At 62.7% G+C, this 16,213-nt stretch carries 12 protein-coding genes; 11 read left to right on the forward strand and 1 reads right to left on the reverse strand.

Annotated features, from left to right (window positions below; genetic code table 11):
- Positions 1-461: 461 nt before the first annotated feature.
- The 9 genes from AC3WOG_RS03235 (at position 462) to AC3WOG_RS03275 (ending at position 12,845) form a co-directional block, all read left to right on the forward strand.
- Positions 462-1,445 (forward strand): GlxA family transcriptional regulator, encoded by a 984-nt coding sequence (locus tag AC3WOG_RS03235; protein WP_492579703.1) that lies wholly within the window; start codon positions 462-464, stop codon positions 1,443-1,445.
- Positions 1,446-1,536: 91 nt separating this feature from the next.
- On the forward strand, positions 1,537-3,087 hold the full coding sequence (locus AC3WOG_RS03240; protein ID WP_492576642.1) for a mannose-1-phosphate guanylyltransferase/mannose-6-phosphate isomerase: 1,551 nt from the start codon (positions 1,537-1,539) through the stop codon (positions 3,085-3,087).
- 53 nt (positions 3,088-3,140) lie between these two features.
- Positions 3,141-4,526 carry an undecaprenyl-phosphate glucose phosphotransferase gene (locus AC3WOG_RS03245; RefSeq protein ID WP_492576643.1) on the forward strand — a complete coding sequence of 462 codons (1,386 nt, stop codon included), beginning with the start codon at positions 3,141-3,143 and terminating at the stop codon, positions 4,524-4,526.
- A 67-nt stretch (positions 4,527-4,593) separates the two neighbouring features.
- The gene (locus AC3WOG_RS03250) at positions 4,594-5,733 is read left to right on the forward strand and encodes a polysaccharide biosynthesis/export family protein (RefSeq protein WP_492576644.1); all 1,140 of its coding nucleotides are present in this window, start codon (positions 4,594-4,596) and stop codon (positions 5,731-5,733) included.
- Positions 5,734-5,781: 48 nt separating this feature from the next.
- The gene (locus AC3WOG_RS03255; protein ID WP_492576645.1) at positions 5,782-8,016 is read left to right on the forward strand and encodes a polysaccharide biosynthesis tyrosine autokinase; all 2,235 of its coding nucleotides are present in this window, start codon (positions 5,782-5,784) and stop codon (positions 8,014-8,016) included.
- Between the two features lie 80 nt (positions 8,017-8,096).
- Positions 8,097-9,215, forward strand: coding sequence for a GDP-mannose 4,6-dehydratase (gmd, locus tag AC3WOG_RS03260; protein ID WP_492576646.1), 1,119 nt, complete (start codon positions 8,097-8,099; stop codon positions 9,213-9,215).
- Positions 9,216-9,220: 5 nt separating this feature from the next.
- A complete protein-coding gene (locus AC3WOG_RS03265; protein ID WP_492576647.1) occupies positions 9,221-10,180 on the forward strand; it encodes a GDP-L-fucose synthase family protein in 960 nt (319 codons plus the stop codon).
- A gap of 115 nt (positions 10,181-10,295) precedes the next feature.
- Positions 10,296-11,438: a glycosyltransferase family 4 protein gene (locus tag AC3WOG_RS03270; RefSeq protein ID WP_492576648.1), complete on the forward strand. Its 1,143-nt coding sequence runs from the start codon at positions 10,296-10,298 to the stop codon at positions 11,436-11,438.
- Between the two features lie 57 nt (positions 11,439-11,495).
- Positions 11,496-12,845: a glycosyltransferase WbuB gene (locus AC3WOG_RS03275; protein WP_492576649.1), complete on the forward strand. Its 1,350-nt coding sequence runs from the start codon at positions 11,496-11,498 to the stop codon at positions 12,843-12,845.
- A 31-nt stretch (positions 12,846-12,876) separates the two neighbouring features.
- Here AC3WOG_RS03275 and AC3WOG_RS03280 read toward each other — a convergent pair whose 3' ends face one another.
- On the reverse strand, positions 12,877-13,395 hold the full coding sequence (locus AC3WOG_RS03280) for a hypothetical protein (protein ID WP_492576650.1): 519 nt from the start codon (positions 13,393-13,395) through the stop codon (positions 12,877-12,879).
- 182 nt (positions 13,396-13,577) lie between these two features.
- Here AC3WOG_RS03280 and AC3WOG_RS03285 point away from each other — a divergent pair, with 182 nt between their 5' ends.
- Together AC3WOG_RS03285 and AC3WOG_RS03290 are read left to right on the forward strand one after the other, a co-directional pair.
- Positions 13,578-14,225: an LbetaH domain-containing protein gene (locus AC3WOG_RS03285; RefSeq protein WP_492576651.1), complete on the forward strand. Its 648-nt coding sequence runs from the start codon at positions 13,578-13,580 to the stop codon at positions 14,223-14,225.
- 230 nt (positions 14,226-14,455) lie between these two features.
- On the forward strand, positions 14,456-16,192 hold the full coding sequence (locus AC3WOG_RS03290) for an FAD-dependent oxidoreductase (protein WP_492576652.1): 1,737 nt from the start codon (positions 14,456-14,458) through the stop codon (positions 16,190-16,192).
- The last annotated feature ends 21 nt before the right edge of the window (positions 16,193-16,213 follow it).

Genomic DNA, 16,213 nt, shown 5'->3' on the forward strand with positions numbered 1-16,213 from the left:
GGCGGCGTATTTGTATCGTCGGAAGAAAGTCCGCTGTCTTATTCATGGCGGCAAAGCTCTGTAGAGCCAAGGCGGCTGCGCTCATTCTGTCGGTTTGGTGGAAAAAAGTCACTTCAAATCAACGGGATGTTGGATCGATCAAACATAAATTCAAGCAGTTCGGGAAGCGCTTGTATGTGTGGTGGCGCACAAAAAACACCATTAATACACATATAAGATTCGCGAAATGTAAACTTATTCATATGTGGAATTGAATTTGTAATTCGTTGAAAAATTGGTAGTCGATGGTCGTTCCGAAAATAACTGGCCGACCCCCATGCCCAAGCGCCAAATTGTCTGCGCTTTCAGTCATGGCGGTTAAATGCTTGATTCGGCATGACTATGATGCACCGCACAGAGTGCCTCTCTGTGCCGGTCGTTCAAGGTGAAAAGTAGATCCGTTTTCTGGTGAGAGGATGACTATGACCTGTGCGAGTCTCGAGTCTGCAATGCTGCGCTGGGTGCACGCGCCGAACAAGGGTACGCGCCGCGTCGCGATACTGATGTTCAACGAATGCTCGCTGCTGGGCGCCGGCGTCGTTGCCGAAGTGTTCCAGGCAGCCAACGAACTTGCCTCGTCCAGCTCGGGCGGATGGCTGTACGACGTCTCCTTTCTGTCGGCCGACGGCGGCATGGTGACCTGTTCCTCCGCTCTACGCGTCTGGACGGACGGGCTCGACGCCCGGCACTACGGCGGCTTCGACGCGTTGTATGTCGCCGGCGGTAAAGGCGCGTTCGCAGCCTCTACCGACGAACGGCTGATCGCGTGGCTTCGGCGCGTTCGCCGCAACACGGGCATGGTTCGTCCGATCGCGGAAGGACGCGCTTTGCTGGAGGCCGCGTCTTTGGCCGACAGTAAGGAATCCGGCGATTTCCGCCAACAACCCATACCGCCGCGCCAGACAGAGCAGAACGGCGACACGGGCGACCGGCTCGAGTCGATGAGAAGCGCGCTTGCGATGGTCAAGCGCGATCTTGGCGGAGCCGCTGCACGCACGGTTGCAGAACGTCTGCTCGCCGACTCCTGCGCGAATCTTGCGCCGCTGCTTGGCGAAGACGGTGGCTTGAGCGCCGGCGACAAAGTCCGCGCGGCGGCTCGCTGGCTGCAAGAGAATTGCCAGCAGGCTATTTCGATCGCCGACGCAGCCCAGTTCGCCGCGATGAGCGAGCGCAACTTCTTGCGCCGCTTCAAGATGGAAATGGGCATCACGCCCTCGAGTTTCCTGTTGCACGAACGCCTTGCGGTGACCTGCAGTCTGTTGACCGAATCGGAATTGCCGGTCGACAAGATTGCCCGGCGCACCGGCATGGGCAACGGTGACCGGCTCGCGAAGGTGTTCCGCAAACGTATGAGAATTTCTCCCACGGAGTTCCGGATTCAGAGCCGCCGCATGGTCGGCGAATAGCGCACGCGATGCTCCTTGGCTGATCACGCCCGCAGCGCAGTGGTTCGGTAAGTATTTCCGCAGACTCTTATGTATTGTAAGGAATGCGAATATGTTGACGAATGGGACGATGAGCATGGCGTCGGCTGGCCCGGATGGTGCTTGCGCCGGGACAACCGGGGTGCGTTGCACGCGGATTGTGCCGGTCATTCTTGCGGGTGGCTCGGGTACGCGGCTGTGGCCGGTGTCGCGCGAAAACTATCCGAAACAACTGATCGACGTGGTCGGCTCCGACTCGCTGTTGCAGGCGACCGCGCGGCGCATGGACGGATTTCCCGCGGGCTGGAATGTGGATGCTGCGCCGGTCATCGTCTGCGGCGAGGAGCACCGGTTTGTGATCGCCGAGCAGCTTCATGAAAACGGTGTCAATGCGCGCCTGATTGTCGAGCCTGCGCGACGCGATACGGCGCCGGCGTTGACGCTCGCCGCGTCGCTCGCGTGTGCGGACGGCGACGACGCCATTCTCATCGTGATGCCGGCCGACCATTCGATTGCCGATGTGCGGGCATTGCAAGGCGCACTCGAAAGCGCCGCCAGGCACGCGGACCAGGGCGCGATCGCCACGCTGGGCGTGCCGCCGACCCGTCCCGATACCGGCTTCGGCTATATCCGCATCGGCGCCGAGTTGCCTGACGGCGGCTATGCGATCGACGGTTTCGTCGAGAAGCCGGCGGAGGAAATCGCGGCGCAGTATGTGGCGGCCGGCACCTATTGGTGGAACAGCGGCATTTTCATCGTGCGGGCGCGGGTCTGGCTCGATACCTTGCAACGTCTGCAGCCCGACATGCACGCCGCGTGCGAGCGCGCATTCGCAAACGGCCATACCGACGGCGCGTATTTCCGTCCGCTGGTGGAGGCGTTTCTGAGCGCGCCTGCGAACTCGATCGACTACGCGGTGATGGAGCGTCTGGGTGCAACAGACGCAGACACAGACGCGGATACAGCGTCCGGCGCGAACCCAGCCGGCGTCGTCGTACGGCTCGATGCGGGCTGGTCGGATCTGGGTTCCTGGGACGCGGTCTGGGCCGCGATGGAGAAGGACTCGTGCGGTAACGCCGGCCGCGGCCGCGTGACTTTCGAAGGTGCGGTGTCGAGTTACGCCCATTCGGAAGGACGGCTGGTCGCCTGCGTCGGAACGAGCAACGTCGTGGTGGTCGAAACAGCCGACGCCGTGCTCGTGGTCGACCGCTCCCATGTGCAGGACGTGAAGGGGCTGGTGGCGCGCATCAAGGCGCAGCACGCGCCCGAGGCCGATGCGCATCGCAAGGTGCGCCGCCCATGGGGTTTCTACGATTCCATCGACCGGGGCGAGCGCTTCCAGGTCAAGCGCATTGTCGTCACGCCGGGCGCCCAGCTTTCATTGCAGCTGCATCACCATCGGGCCGAACACTGGGTCGTGGTGCGCGGCACGGCGCTCGTCACGCGCGGCGACGAGCAGTTTCTGCTGAGCGAAAACGAATCGACCTTCATTCCACTCGGCACGCGTCACCGGCTCGAGAACCCGGGGAAAGTGCCGCTCGAAATCATTGAAGTCCAGTCAGGCACCTATCTGGGTGAAGACGACATTGTGAGGTTCAACGACAGCTACGGCCGCTGCTCCTAACAGCGGGCCGGGAATCATGTGCGGAAAAGAACGGTAAGAACGAGGTAAGCAAAATGCGCAAGTTTCAGGATTTGCTCGCGCGAGTGTTCGATGTTGCGTTAGTGCTCGCGGGAGCGGCGGTGGCGTCCCAGATCCGTTTCGATTACCTCGCCCAATCCGGTTTCTATTGGGCGCTGGTGATGTTTTCCGCAGCGTTTGCGCTGGCCACCTTTCCGGCGTTCGGCGTCTACGAATCATGGCGCGGCCGCTCTAAGCTGGCGCTGGCCGGCCAGGTCTCTCTTGCGTGGCTGATGGTGCAGGGCAGCGCGCTGGTGCTGATGTACTCGCTGCATCGCATCGACTTCGTGTCGAGACTGTGGTTCTCCTACTGGACCGCGGTGACCGGCGGCCTGCTGATCGCCTACCGGTTGATCACGCATGCGGTGCTGGCGCGCGCGCGCAGCGCCGGCTTGAACCTGCATCAGGTCGCGATTGTCGGCAGCGGCTCGCAATGCGACGCGATCATTCGGCGGATCGAATCGGCGCCCGGCACGGGTTTTCGCGCCACGGCCGTCTATAACACACACCCTGAGGTGCCCGCTGTCGCCAGCGCGCGCGTGCCTGTGTTCGATTCGGTGGATGCGCTCGCCGGCTACATTCGAACTAACGATGTGCACGAGCTTTGGCTCATGTTGTCGCTCGCCGAAGAGCCGCTGATCTGCAAGCTGATCAGCGAGTTTCGCGACGATCTGGTGAATATCCGCTTCATGCCGGACGTGCGCAGCATTGCGTTGTTCGACGGCAGCGGCGTCATCGATCTGCTCGGTGTGCCGGCGATCAACCTCGTCGCCTCGCCGCTGTCCGCCAGTTCGATGCTGAAGAAGGAAATCTTCGACCGCCTGTTCGCGGCGGCCGCATTGATCGGCCTCGCGCCGATCCTGATCGTGATCGCGATCGCGGTAAAGCTTTCGTCACGCGGCCCTGTCCTGTTCAAGCAGAAGCGCAAAGGCGCGGACGGGCGCGTATTCACGATCTACAAGTTTCGCTCGATGCGTCCGCATGTCGAGGAAAAAGGCACCCTCAGCCAGGCGACGCGCAACGATCCGCGCGTCACGAAAGTCGGTGCATTTCTACGCCGCACGAGCCTCGATGAATTGCCGCAGTTCTTCAACGTGCTGCGTGGCGACATGTCGGTCGTAGGACCGCGTCCCCATGCGCTCGAGCACGACGACCTCTATCAGAAGGTGGTCGCCGGCTACATCAATCGCTATCGAATCAAGCCGGGCATTACCGGCTGGGCGCAGATCAACGGCTTTCGTGGCGAAACCGACCGCATCGAGAAAATGGAGCGTCGCGTCGCACACGACCTGTACTACCTGGGACATTGGTCGTTCGCACTCGACATGCGGATCATCGGCGTGACGATCGTCGAGGGACTGAGGCATCGCAACGCTTACTAAGTAGTTAACAAGCACAAGGGGCGCTGCCTCCCCCGAGGACAGCTCCCTGGCGCAAGGAGGAAACATCATGGGTTCGCTTGGGTTACGTACAGGAAGCGTGTTGGTTTGCGCAATTGCAACGCTGCTTTCCGCGTGCTCGCTGGCACCGGGCCAGCGAATGATTACGCCTGCCGCGCTGCAGGATACGGGTGGGGATTACAGCACGGAGGCGGCGCAGCAGGTACAGATACCGATTACCGATATCAACCTGGCGATGCTGCGCAAGATGAATGCTGCGACGGCGTCCGCGGCACTGACTCCGCAGACGGCCGCTTTGTTCGGCAAACCGACTGCTTACAAGGTCGGTCCGGGCGATGTGCTGCAGATCGTCGTGTGGGATCACCCGGAACTCGCGGCGGCGCTCGGACAACCCGCGGCGAATCAGAAACCGTCGGATGCGGCGCCCGGCTTTCTGATCGATGAAAGCGGCAACGTGCAGTTTCCGTATGCAGGCACTGTGCACGTCGCCGGGCAAGACGTCGCGACGATCCAGCGCGAACTGCACAGCCGCCTGAGTAAGGTGTACCAGAAGCCCGAGGTCACGGTGCGAGTCGCGTCGTTCCGTGCGGCGCAGGTTTATGTCGACGGCGAAGTGCGGACGCCCGGCGCGCAGTCTCTCAACGACATTCCGATGTCGCTGACCAGCGCGATCAACCAGGGCGGCGGCTTCAGTGCTAACGCGGACCGCAGTCGCGTGGAGCTGGTCCGCAACGGCGTCACCTATCCGCTCAACGTGGACGATCTGATCAAACGCGGCCGCAATCCGTCGGACATCTACCTGCAACCCGGCGACCTGGTGCGCGTGGCTTCGCGCGAAGACAGCGGCGTGTATGTGATGGGCGAGGTCAACAAGCCGGCGACCATCATGCCGATGCGCAACGGTTCGCTGACGCTTTCGCAGGCGATTTCGGACAGCGGCAGCTTCGATTCGAACACGGCCCAAACGAGGCAGTTGTTCGTGATCCGCAATTCGATGAGCGAGCAGCCGCAGGTCTATCACCTCGATGCGACTTCGCCCGTGTCGATGCTGCTCGCCAACCAGTTCGAGCTTCAGCCGAAGGACGTGGTGTATGTCGGCCAGGGTTCGCTCGTTCGCTTCAACCGTGTGCTGAACCTGCTGCTGCCGGCGATCAATGCCGCGGTAACGGGAGCTGTGCTCGCGAAATAAAACGATCTGTCGAGATCTTGAACCGCCGGGCTTTGCTGGGTGATGAAAATGGCAATCAACTTCGAAAACCGCTACACCGACGTGTCCACGCAGGATGAGCTCCACCTGTCGGACTATCTGCGTACGATCGTGCGTGGCTGGCGCACGATCGTGATGGCGATGCTGATCGCGCTGGCGCTGGGGTGCGTCTACGCGTTTCTCGCACCACCGACTTACCGCGCGGATGTGTTGTTCCATGTCGAGGACAAGACGGGTAACAACAACGCCAACGGCAAGGATTCTTTGCCGCCGCTCACCGGCATGTTCGACACCAAGCCGTCGACGGCGGCAGAGATCGAGTTGCTGAAGTCGCGTCTCGTCACGGAGGAAACCGTCAGGGCGCTGCACCTCGACATCACGGCGACGCCGCGTTATCTGCCGTTTATCGGCGGGATGATCGCCGGGCTGGTGAATGGGCAATGGGGCTTCAAATTGCCGTCTTTCGTCAACCTGTCCGGTTACGCGTGGGGCAGCGAGCGTATTTCGGTGTCCCGCTTCGACACCACGAAGGAGCTCTACGACACGACCTTTACGCTGGTCAAAGGCAATGACGGATCGTATGTGCTGCGCGACAGGAACGGTATCGCCATTCTCTCCGGCCATGTCGGCGAGACCGTGCAGACCGATACCGCCGATGGCCCGGTTGCGCTGCGTGTCGATGCGCTGGTCGGGCCTGCCGGTTCGCGGTTCGAATTGCAGCGTGCCTCGACGCTGAGTACCGTCGACCGGCTGCAAAAGGCGCTCGTGGTCGCCGAAACCACGCTTCAGTCCGGCGTGATTCGCGCAAGCCTTGAAGGCGGCGACAGCGCGTTGACCGCGAATATCGTCAACAGCATGGCGCGCGAATTCATCCGCCAGGATGTCGAAAGCCGCTCGACTGAAGCTGAACATATGCTGGCGTTCCTCGATCAGCAACTGCCGGGCTTGCGCAAGGAGCTCGACGAAGCCGAGCAACGCTATAACAAGTTCCGCAATACGCACGGTACGGTCGATCTCGGCGAAGAAAGCCGGCTGCTGCTTCAGCAGATCGTCGACAACAAGACCAAGCTGCTCGACCTGCAGCAGCAGCGGGCGGAGATGTCGACGCGCTTCACGGCGAATCACCCGGCGGTGGCGGCACTCGACGCACAGATCGCGGCATTGCAGGGCGCGCAGAACAACATGAACCGCAGCGTGGCCGTGATGCCCGATACCGAACAGACCGCCTTGCGGCTGTTGCGCGACGTGCACGTCGATACGGAGCTCTATACCAATCTGCTCAATAGCGCGCAGCAACTCAGGGTGGCGAAAGCCGGCCAGGTCGGCAGCGTGCGCGTGGTGGATTTCGCCGAGGCGCCTGACGAGCCGGTGCGTCCGAAGCGTGTGCTGGCGATCCTGATCGCGCTCGGCGGCGGCTTGCTGATCGGCATCATGCTGACGTTCTTCAAGCGGGCGATGTATGGCGGCGTCGAGCGTCCGGACGAAATCGAGGCCGTGCTAGGCGTGCCGGTGTTCGCCGTCGTGCCGAGAAGCCAGCATCAGCTGCGATTGCAGGAAAACGTCATGCTGCGCCGCCGCGGGCTTCATGTGCTGGCCGAGCAGGCGCCGCAAGACATCGCGGTGGAAGGCGTGCGCAATCTGCGGACCTCGTTGCAACTGTCGCTCGATCATGCCGAGAACAACGTTGTGATGATCACGGGTTCGCGGCCCGATACCGGCAAGTCGTTTTTGTCGGTGAATCTTTCCGCGCTGGTTGCGTCCGCGAATAAGCGCGTGCTGATCATCGACGGCGACATGCGGCGCGGCGACGTCCATTCGCATTTCGGTATCGCACACCAGCCAGGGCTTTCGGACGTGCTGAGCGGCGGCGATCTGCAATCCATGATCCAGCGCGAAGTACTGCCGGGACTCGACGTGCTGGCCAAGGGCACGCTGCCCGCCCATCCGTCCGAACTGCTGATGAGCAAACGCTTCGAGACGATGCTCGACGAATTGAAGTCGAGGTACGACCTCATCATCGTCGACACGCCACCGGTGCTGGCGGTGACCGACTCGACGGTGATCGGCAAATACGCGGGCACGGCGCTGCTGGTGGTGCGCTACGGGCGCCATCCGTTGAACGAGATATCCGAGACGGCCAAGCGGCTGTTCAACGGCGGCGTGTCGCTCAAGGGCGTGTTGCTCACCGATGTGCCGCAGGAAGGGGCTTTCCTCGGTTCGGGCTATCACGGCGGCTACTACGGATACGACAGCATCGCCGGTTGATGCGGCGGCCCGCGGCCGACCGCCATTATTCAACCGCGCTGCGGCACTGGCATAACAATGTTCACCGAGGAGAATGCTCCATGAAACGCAAGGTCGCGCTGATCACCGGCATCACTGGACAGGACGGGTCGTACCTGGCTGAGTTGCTGCTCGCCAAGAACTACGACGTGCACGGCATCAAACGCAGGACATCGCTGTTCAACACAGACCGTATCGATCATCTTTACCGCGACCCCCACGATCCCGAGCAGAGGCTCTTTCTGCATCACGCCGACCTGACCGACTCGACCAGCATCTTGCGGGTGATCCAGCGCGTCGAGCCCGACGAAATCTACAACCTCGCGGCACAGAGCCATGTGGCGGTGTCGTTCGAGGAGCCCGAATATACGGCCAACGCGGACGGCCTCGGGACCTTGCGCATTCTCGAAGCGATCAGGATTCTGGGGCTTCAGCACAAGACACGCTTTTATCAGGCCTCGACATCGGAGTTGTACGGTCTCGTGCAGCAGATTCCGCAGTCGGAGACGACGCCGTTCTATCCGCGCAGCCCGTACGCGGTCGCCAAGCTTTTTGCCTACTGGACGACCGTCAATTACCGCGAGGCCTATGGTCTCTACGCGTGCAACGGGATTCTGTTCAATCACGAATCGCCGGTGCGCGGCGAGACCTTCGTGACGCGCAAGATCACGCGCGCCATGGCGCGTATCGCCGTGGGCATGCAGAAGACGCTGTATCTCGGCAATCTGTCGGCGCTGCGCGACTGGGGACACGCGCGCGATTACGTCGAGATGCAATGGCGCATGCTGCAACAGGAGCAGCCCGAAGATTACGTAATCGCCACCGGCGTGCAGTACAGCGTGCGCGAGTTCGTTCAGCACGCTGCTGCCGAGTTGGGCGCGACGGTGCGTTTCGAAGGCACCGGCGTCGACGAAGTCGGGATTGTCGAGAAGGTCGAAGGACGCGAAATCAAGATGTCGCCGGGCGACGTGATCGTGCGCGTCGATCCGCGCTACTTCAGGCCGGCGGAAGTCGAAACGCTGCTCGGCGATCCGTCGAAAGCGCATGCGCGTCTCGGCTGGCGGCCGACCACGCCGTTCAGCGCGCTGGTCAAGGAAATGGTGCGGGCGGATTATCAGATCGCGAGACGTGATGCGCTCGTCACGCTGGCCGGATTTACGACACTGGAACATCACGAGTGACTGCGATGAACAAAACTGCACGCATCTTCGTCGCGGGCCACCGTGGCATGGTCGGCTCCGCGCTGGTCCGGCGTTTAAGCGCCGATGGTTATTGCAACATCGTCACGCGTTCCAGGGCGGAACTCGATCTCACGGATCAGGCTGCCGTGAATCGCTTCTTCGAGGAACAACAGATCGACGTCGTGCTGCTCGCGGCCGCGCGAGTGGGCGGCATTCTCGCCAATGCGACGAAGCCGGGCGAGTTCATCTACGAAAACCTCGTGATCGAAACCAACGTGATCCATGCCGCGTATCGCGCCCACGTCGAGCGGCTGGTGTTCTTCGGCTCGTCGTGCATTTATCCGAAGCAATGCCCCCAACCGATTCGCGAAGAGTATCTGCTGACCTCGGCGCTCGAACCGACCAACGATGCCTACGCGATCGCGAAGATTGCCGGCCTCAAGCTGTGCGACGCCTACAACCGCGAATACAACACCCAGTTCGTCGCGTTGATGCCGACCAATCTGTACGGTCCGAACGACAACTACGATCTGAACAGCAGCCACGTGCTGCCGGCGCTGCTGCGCAAGGCGCACGAGGCGAAGACAAGCGGCGCCGCCACCTTGACGGTGTGGGGTTCGGGCACGCCGCGCCGCGAGTTTCTGCACGTCGACGATCTGGCGGCAGCGACGCTGTTCGTCCTCGAGCACAACGTGACCGAGGGCCTGCTCAACGTCGGTGTCGGCGATGATCTGTCGATTCGCGAGCTGGCCGAATGCATCAGCCGCGTGGTCGGCTTCGAGGGCGAACTCGTATTCGATGCGTCCAAGCCTGACGGCACGCCGCGCAAGCTGCTCGACGTATCGCGGCTGGCGCGGATGGACTGGCGCGCGACGATCGGCCTCGAGGAGGGCATCGCGGCAACCTATCGGGATTTCGTTACATCGCACGCCGGTTCGACGCCCGCCGCCGCGCTGCACGCTTAGGCGCGCACAGCGAGCCGTAGAACGCTGTTCCGGATCTTCAGGAACGCTTGGGGCTCTTCGCGCGGACAGGTCGCGCAACGGGCACAAAGACGATTTTTCGAGGAGTGGCATCAAAATGACAGCGTCAGTCACGATCTTTCACAACGTCGTATGGTCGCGCCACAAAGGTGTTGTTTTCTCGGCCTTGCACAACATTTCGGCATCCGGCGCGATTCGCTACTCGATGGTGCAGATTGCGGATACGGAACACGACCGGGTCGGCTTTTCGGATGTCGACTACTCGTACCATCGCTATCCGATGCAGAAGTTGTTCGACGGTTGCTATGAAGACGTGCCGACGCTGAAGATGATCGCGCGGCTCACATGGGAAGTGCTGCGCGCCAGGTCGGATCTGATCATTCTGCCGGGCTATCACCGTCCGGAGTACTGGGCGATGCTTGCGGCGTGCATCGTGACCGGCAAGCGGCGCGCGGTGTTCGTCGATTCGACCGCACGCGACAAGCCAAAGCGGCTGCTCACCTCGATTCCGAAACGGGTGTTCTTCTCCCTCTGCGACGGCTACTTCGGTTTCGGCGAGCGCAGCCGCGATTATCTGCTGTCGCTCGGCGCCAAGCGCGACAAGATTTTCGTGCCGTGTCAGGCCGCCGCGATGCCCGGGTCGTTCTCGCCGGAACGCGCGCTGGTCGAACGGGTCGCCCGCCGTGCCGGCAACCCGCCGGTGTTCCTGTATGTTGGCCGTCTCTCCGAGGAGAAGGGCATCGGCACGCTGATCGAGGCCTTCGCCGGATTGCGGCGGCGTATGCCGGCCGCGAAATTACGCATTGTCGGCACCGGGCCGATGGCCGACATCCTTCACACGAAGGTCGCCGAACTCGCGCTCGGCGACGCCGTGACTTTCGCCGGCAGTCTGCAGGACGAGCCGCTGACACAGGAGTACTACGGTGCGACCTGTCTGGTGCTGCCGAGCTATAGCGAGCCGTGGGGGCTGGTCGTCAACGAGGCGCTCGCGCATGGCTGTCCGGCCGTCGTCAGCGAGAGTTGCGGCTGCGTTCCGGAACTGGTGATCGACGGCGTGAGCGGGTATGCGTTCACCGCCGGCGATGTCGCGGCATTGCAGCGCACGATGCTCAAGGCGATCGAGGCGTTTGCCGACGCCGGCGGCACCGCGCGTCGCTGCATGGATGTGATTCGCCGGTTCGATCCGCCTTCTGCCGCGGCCAACATCGCGCGCGGCTGCGCGCTGATGTTGAGCGACTGACGCGCGGCGCCTCGCCGGGTTGAGTTCGCAAAGCTAAAACACGTTCTGGCTGCCACCATGAAGATTCTTATCTACGGCCTCAATTACGCGCCTGAACTGACGGGGACGGGCAAGTACACGGCGGAAATGGCTGTGCTTCTGGCTGCCGGGGGACACGAGGTTCGCGTGGTGTGCGCGCCGCCGTATTACCCGGAATGGCGCGTTGCGGAGGGATATTCGTCATGGCGGTTTCACCGCGAGATGCGCGACGGCGTGACGGTCTGGCGCGCGCCGCTCTGGGTGCCGTCGCGGCCCAGCGGCATGAAGCGGATGGTCCATCTGGCGAGCTTCGCGATGACATCGTTGCCGCTGCTCGCCTGGCAGGCGCTGTGGCGTCCCGATGCGGTCGTGCTGATTGCGCCGACCCTGATGTGCGCGCCCGGCGCGCTTACGCTGGCACGCGTCGCGAACGCTAGTGCGTGGCTGCATATTCAGGATTACGAGGTTGACGCGGCATTCGGTCTCGGTCTGTTGAAGAGCTCGCGCGCGGCCCGTTTTGCGCGCTGGATCGAAAGTGCGTTGCTGCGGCGCTTCGATGCGGTGTCGTCGATTTCCCACCCGATGACCGCGCGCGCGCTGACCAAGGGCGTGGACCCGTCGCGGGTCGTGAGCCTGCCCAATTGGGTCGACGCTTCGACCATTTTTCCGCTCGCGCGCGCGAGCGCATATCGGCGCCTGTTGCACATTCCGGATGGACAGAAGGTGGTTCTGTACTCGGGCAACATGGGCGCCAAGCAGGGCATCGAGACGCTCGCCGATGCGGCTGAGGCGCTGGCCGAACGCACTGACGTCACGTTCGTTTTCTGCGGCAGCGGGGCCGCGAAACAGAGCTTGCTGGAGCGCTGCTCGGCATTGACGAACTGCATTTTCATTCCGTTGCAACCGGCGGAGCGTTTGAACGAATTGCTCAACCTTGCCGACATCCACGTTTTGCCGCAACGCTGCGATGCAGCGGATCTGGTGATGCCGTCCAAGCTCACCGGCATGTTCGCGAGCGGACGGGCCGTCGTGGCGATGGCGCGTCGGGATACAGGTCTATTCGATGAGGTTTCGCCCCGTGGCGTGGTGGTGCCGCCCAACGACGTGCGCTCACTCGCCGAGGCGATCAGCGCGCTGGCGGGCGATCCCGAACGCCGTGCGGCGCTGGGCAGGGCTGGACGCGATTACGCCGAGCGCGCGCTATCCCCGCAGATGTCGATTCGTACGTTCGAGGAGCGGCTCGCGGTGCTGGTTCGCGCGGCGGGCGGCGCGCAACACGCGAAAGCCGTGGCGACGCATTTCGGCGCGGGGTCTTCGACTGCGGCCGGGGCGGCGAGGCGGAGCGAGCCGGCTACGGCGGCTACGGTGGAGAAAGCCGCGCCGGATTGATCCGGCACGCGGCGCTTTTATGAATGCGACATCACCACGGGGAACGGTAAACGCCGTGCTTGCCCGAGGCGGTGAGGTCGTACGGGTCAGCGTAAGTGTTTTTCGCCGCTGCTGCGGGCATCAAGGCGTCGTTCGCAGTCGGGCGCGGCTGGCCGGCGACGCGTGCATTGCCATTGGCGGCGGCCGGCGCCTTGATGCGCTGACCTTTGCCCGGCGCCGCCAAGGCGCCCCGACCCGCGCCGGTCACGCTCATACGCTGCTCGTCGAGCAAGGCTGCCCGTTGGGCGTCGGCGGTATTGCGCTGCGGTGCATCGGCCGCGCCGTATTCCTGCGGGGCGCCGAGCAGCTTCTCTTCACTCGCACGATGAGCCGCCCGGCCGTTTTTCGGCGCGGCGGCGTTCATGCCGCCGCCGTAGCCCGGCGCCGTGGCGGCAGCTGCAGCCGGTGCAGCTGGCGCGGGAGCGGCCGTTTGTGCGAGAGCCGGCACAGCGGCGCACCACGCGATGGCGACGAACAGCGAGGTAGCGGTATGACGAAGCGGGATGTTCATCGTTTTCCCCGGACAGATGCGGTCGCGACAAGCCTATCGTGCGCCAACCAGCACGCACGTAGCCGCCAAAACGCTTCCCTGTACGGCCATAGAGCAAAGTGCCGCGGAGAGCCGCCACATAATGGGACCACGCGCGGTACGCATGGGTATGTTTACTACCGCTCGTGGTCAGGAGAAAGCTGATGGGTAACGTTGCCGACGATCCGCAGATCGGCCGCCTGCCGGACGCACCCGACGCACCCGATGCGCCGGCCGTGAGCGGCACGCGTGAGCATGGCCGCGTCATCGATCTGAGTCTCGCTGGAAAGGGCAACTACCGCGCGAAGCGCGGCGCGCTGATCGAACTCATATGGTTTGTCGTTGAAGCCTGTGTGATCAACAACAAACTGCTGCCTCTTTCATTTATCCGCGTTGCGCTGTTGCGCCTGTTCGGCGCGAAGATCGGCACGGGTTGCCGCTTCGTGCATCCGCTGCGCGTGAAAGCGCCGTGGAATCTCGAGGTGGGCAACAACTGCTGGTTCGGCGTCGATGTCTGGATCTACAACCAGGCGATGATCCGTATCGGCTCGAACGTCTGCATCTCCCAAGGTACGTTTCTGAGCGCCGGATCTCACGACATGAGCACCACGATGGATCTGCGCGTCGCGCCCATCGTCATCGAGGACGGTGTCTGGATTACGTCGAAGTGTGTCGTGCAGATGGGCGTGACGATCGGCCGTTCTGCCGTGGTGACGCCTTTGTCCGTCGTGCATCGCTCGCTCGAGCCGGAGGGCGTGTATGGCGGCAATCCATGCCGCTTCATCAGGAATCGCTTCGATTCCGTGGCTTAAAGCACAGATATAGAACCGCAGCGTCAATACGCTGAGGAGGCCTTGGTCGTTTCCCGCCGGGATGTCGGCGGCTGCAATGGGATTGTCGATTGACGATTGCCGGTCGATGCCCGCTGTGGCGCCGATGAGGTGGTCGGAAACGGCGTGTGCGTGGTTGCTCGCCAGCCCGGCTGGATGAGCAACTGGATTGACGCACTCCAGAACTGCATGAAGAAAGATGGGGAGCAGGGATGTTTATCGATACTCGCAATGTCGAACAAAACACGGTCATCGAGACGGCAGTCTGCATCATCGGCGGCGGGGTCGCCGGCATTACGCTCGCGCGCGAGATGGCGAGGGCGGGGATCGATACCTGCATGCTCGAAAGCGGCGGCTTCGGCCCTGACGACGAAACGCGCGACCTCTATCGCGGCGAGAACGCCGGTCTTCCCTATTCATTTGCGGACGGGTCCCGCAGCCGCTACTTCGGCGGCAGCAGCAATTGCTGGGGCGGATGGTGCCGCCCGCTGGATCCGTGGGACTTCGAGAAACGGGACTGGATACCGCACAGCGGCTGGCCGTTCGGCCTCGACGAACTGGCGCCGTATTACGCGCGCACGCATGAGTTGCTGAAGCTCGGTCCGCAAAATTTCGACCCCGCTTACTGGGAGCGCGAGATCGGGCGCCATGACGTGCGCCGCATTCCGCTCGCGACGGGCGATATGCGCGATACGGTGGCGCAGTTCAGCCCGCCTGTGCGCTTCGGCAAGCTGTATCGCGACGAGCTGTCCCGTTCGTCGCACGTGCGCGTGTTCCTGTACGCGAATGTCCTGAACATCGATGCCGACGCCCACGTGTCGACCATTTCGCGGGTTCAGGTGGCGACGCTCAGCGGTCGCAGGATGTCGGTGATGAGCAAGATTTTCGTGCTGGCGACCGGTGGCATCGAGAACGCGCGCATGCTGCTTGCGTCGAACAATGTCGAGGCAGCCGGGCTTGGCAATCGCAACGATCTGGTGGGCCGCTTCTTCATGGATCATCCGCGGATGATGTGTGGGAAAGTGCGTTTCCGCCCTGGGTTCGCGCGCAACAAACTGTACGACATCAAGTATCACTACCAGAATGCCGCGGTCTCCGCGCACGGTACGAAGATCTCCTCGCAGTTCGCGCCGAAGCAGGAGCTGATGGAGCGCGAGAAATTGCTCAATTCGCGCGTATGGCTCTATTCGCGCTTTTACGGCGAAGGCAGCAAAGGGTCCGAGGCGCTGATCCACTGTAAGGAAGCGCTGTTGTCCAAGGACCAGCCGGGCCGCAGCCTGAAGGCCGATCTCATCACGATGGCCTCGCATCCGCTCGATACCGTGGGATACGGCTTGACGCGGCTGTATCAGTGGCCGGCGCTGGTCACCGGCGTGACCCTGCAGGCAATCGTCGAAGCGGAACCCAATCGTGACAGCCGCGTCACCTTGTCCGATCAACGCGACCGGCTCGGCATGCCGCGCGTCAAAGTGGCATGGCGGCTAGGCGAGCAGGTTCAGCGCACGTTCGACAGAACCTTCGCGTTGCTTGCGCAGGAGTTGCAGATGGCCGGGATCGCGGACGTCGAACTCGACGCGCCGCTCGAAGGCCGGCCGTGGCCCGGGAAGCTGGAAGGAACGTGGCACCACATGGGCACGACGCGCATGCACGATTCGCCACGCGAAGGCGTGGTCGACCGCGATTGCAAGGTGCACGGGATAGGCAATCTTTATGTGGCCGGCAGCTCGGTCTTTCCGACGGTCGGCGCCAATTTCCCGACCATCACGATTGCCGCGCTTTCGCTGCGCTTAGCCGGGCATCTCATCCGGCAACTCGATATGCCGGACATGGTGGGCAGCACCAGAGCCGACGCTGCCAACAGTTCCCCGATGACGATTCAGACCCAGGCTCAAATCGACGACCTGCCGATCGCAGCCGCTACGTTGACGCCATTGATGAAGGAACAGTAACCCGGAAGGAGCAATGACCCG

The sequence above is a fragment of the Paraburkholderia sp. FW306-02-B genome (assembly GCF_058782725.1).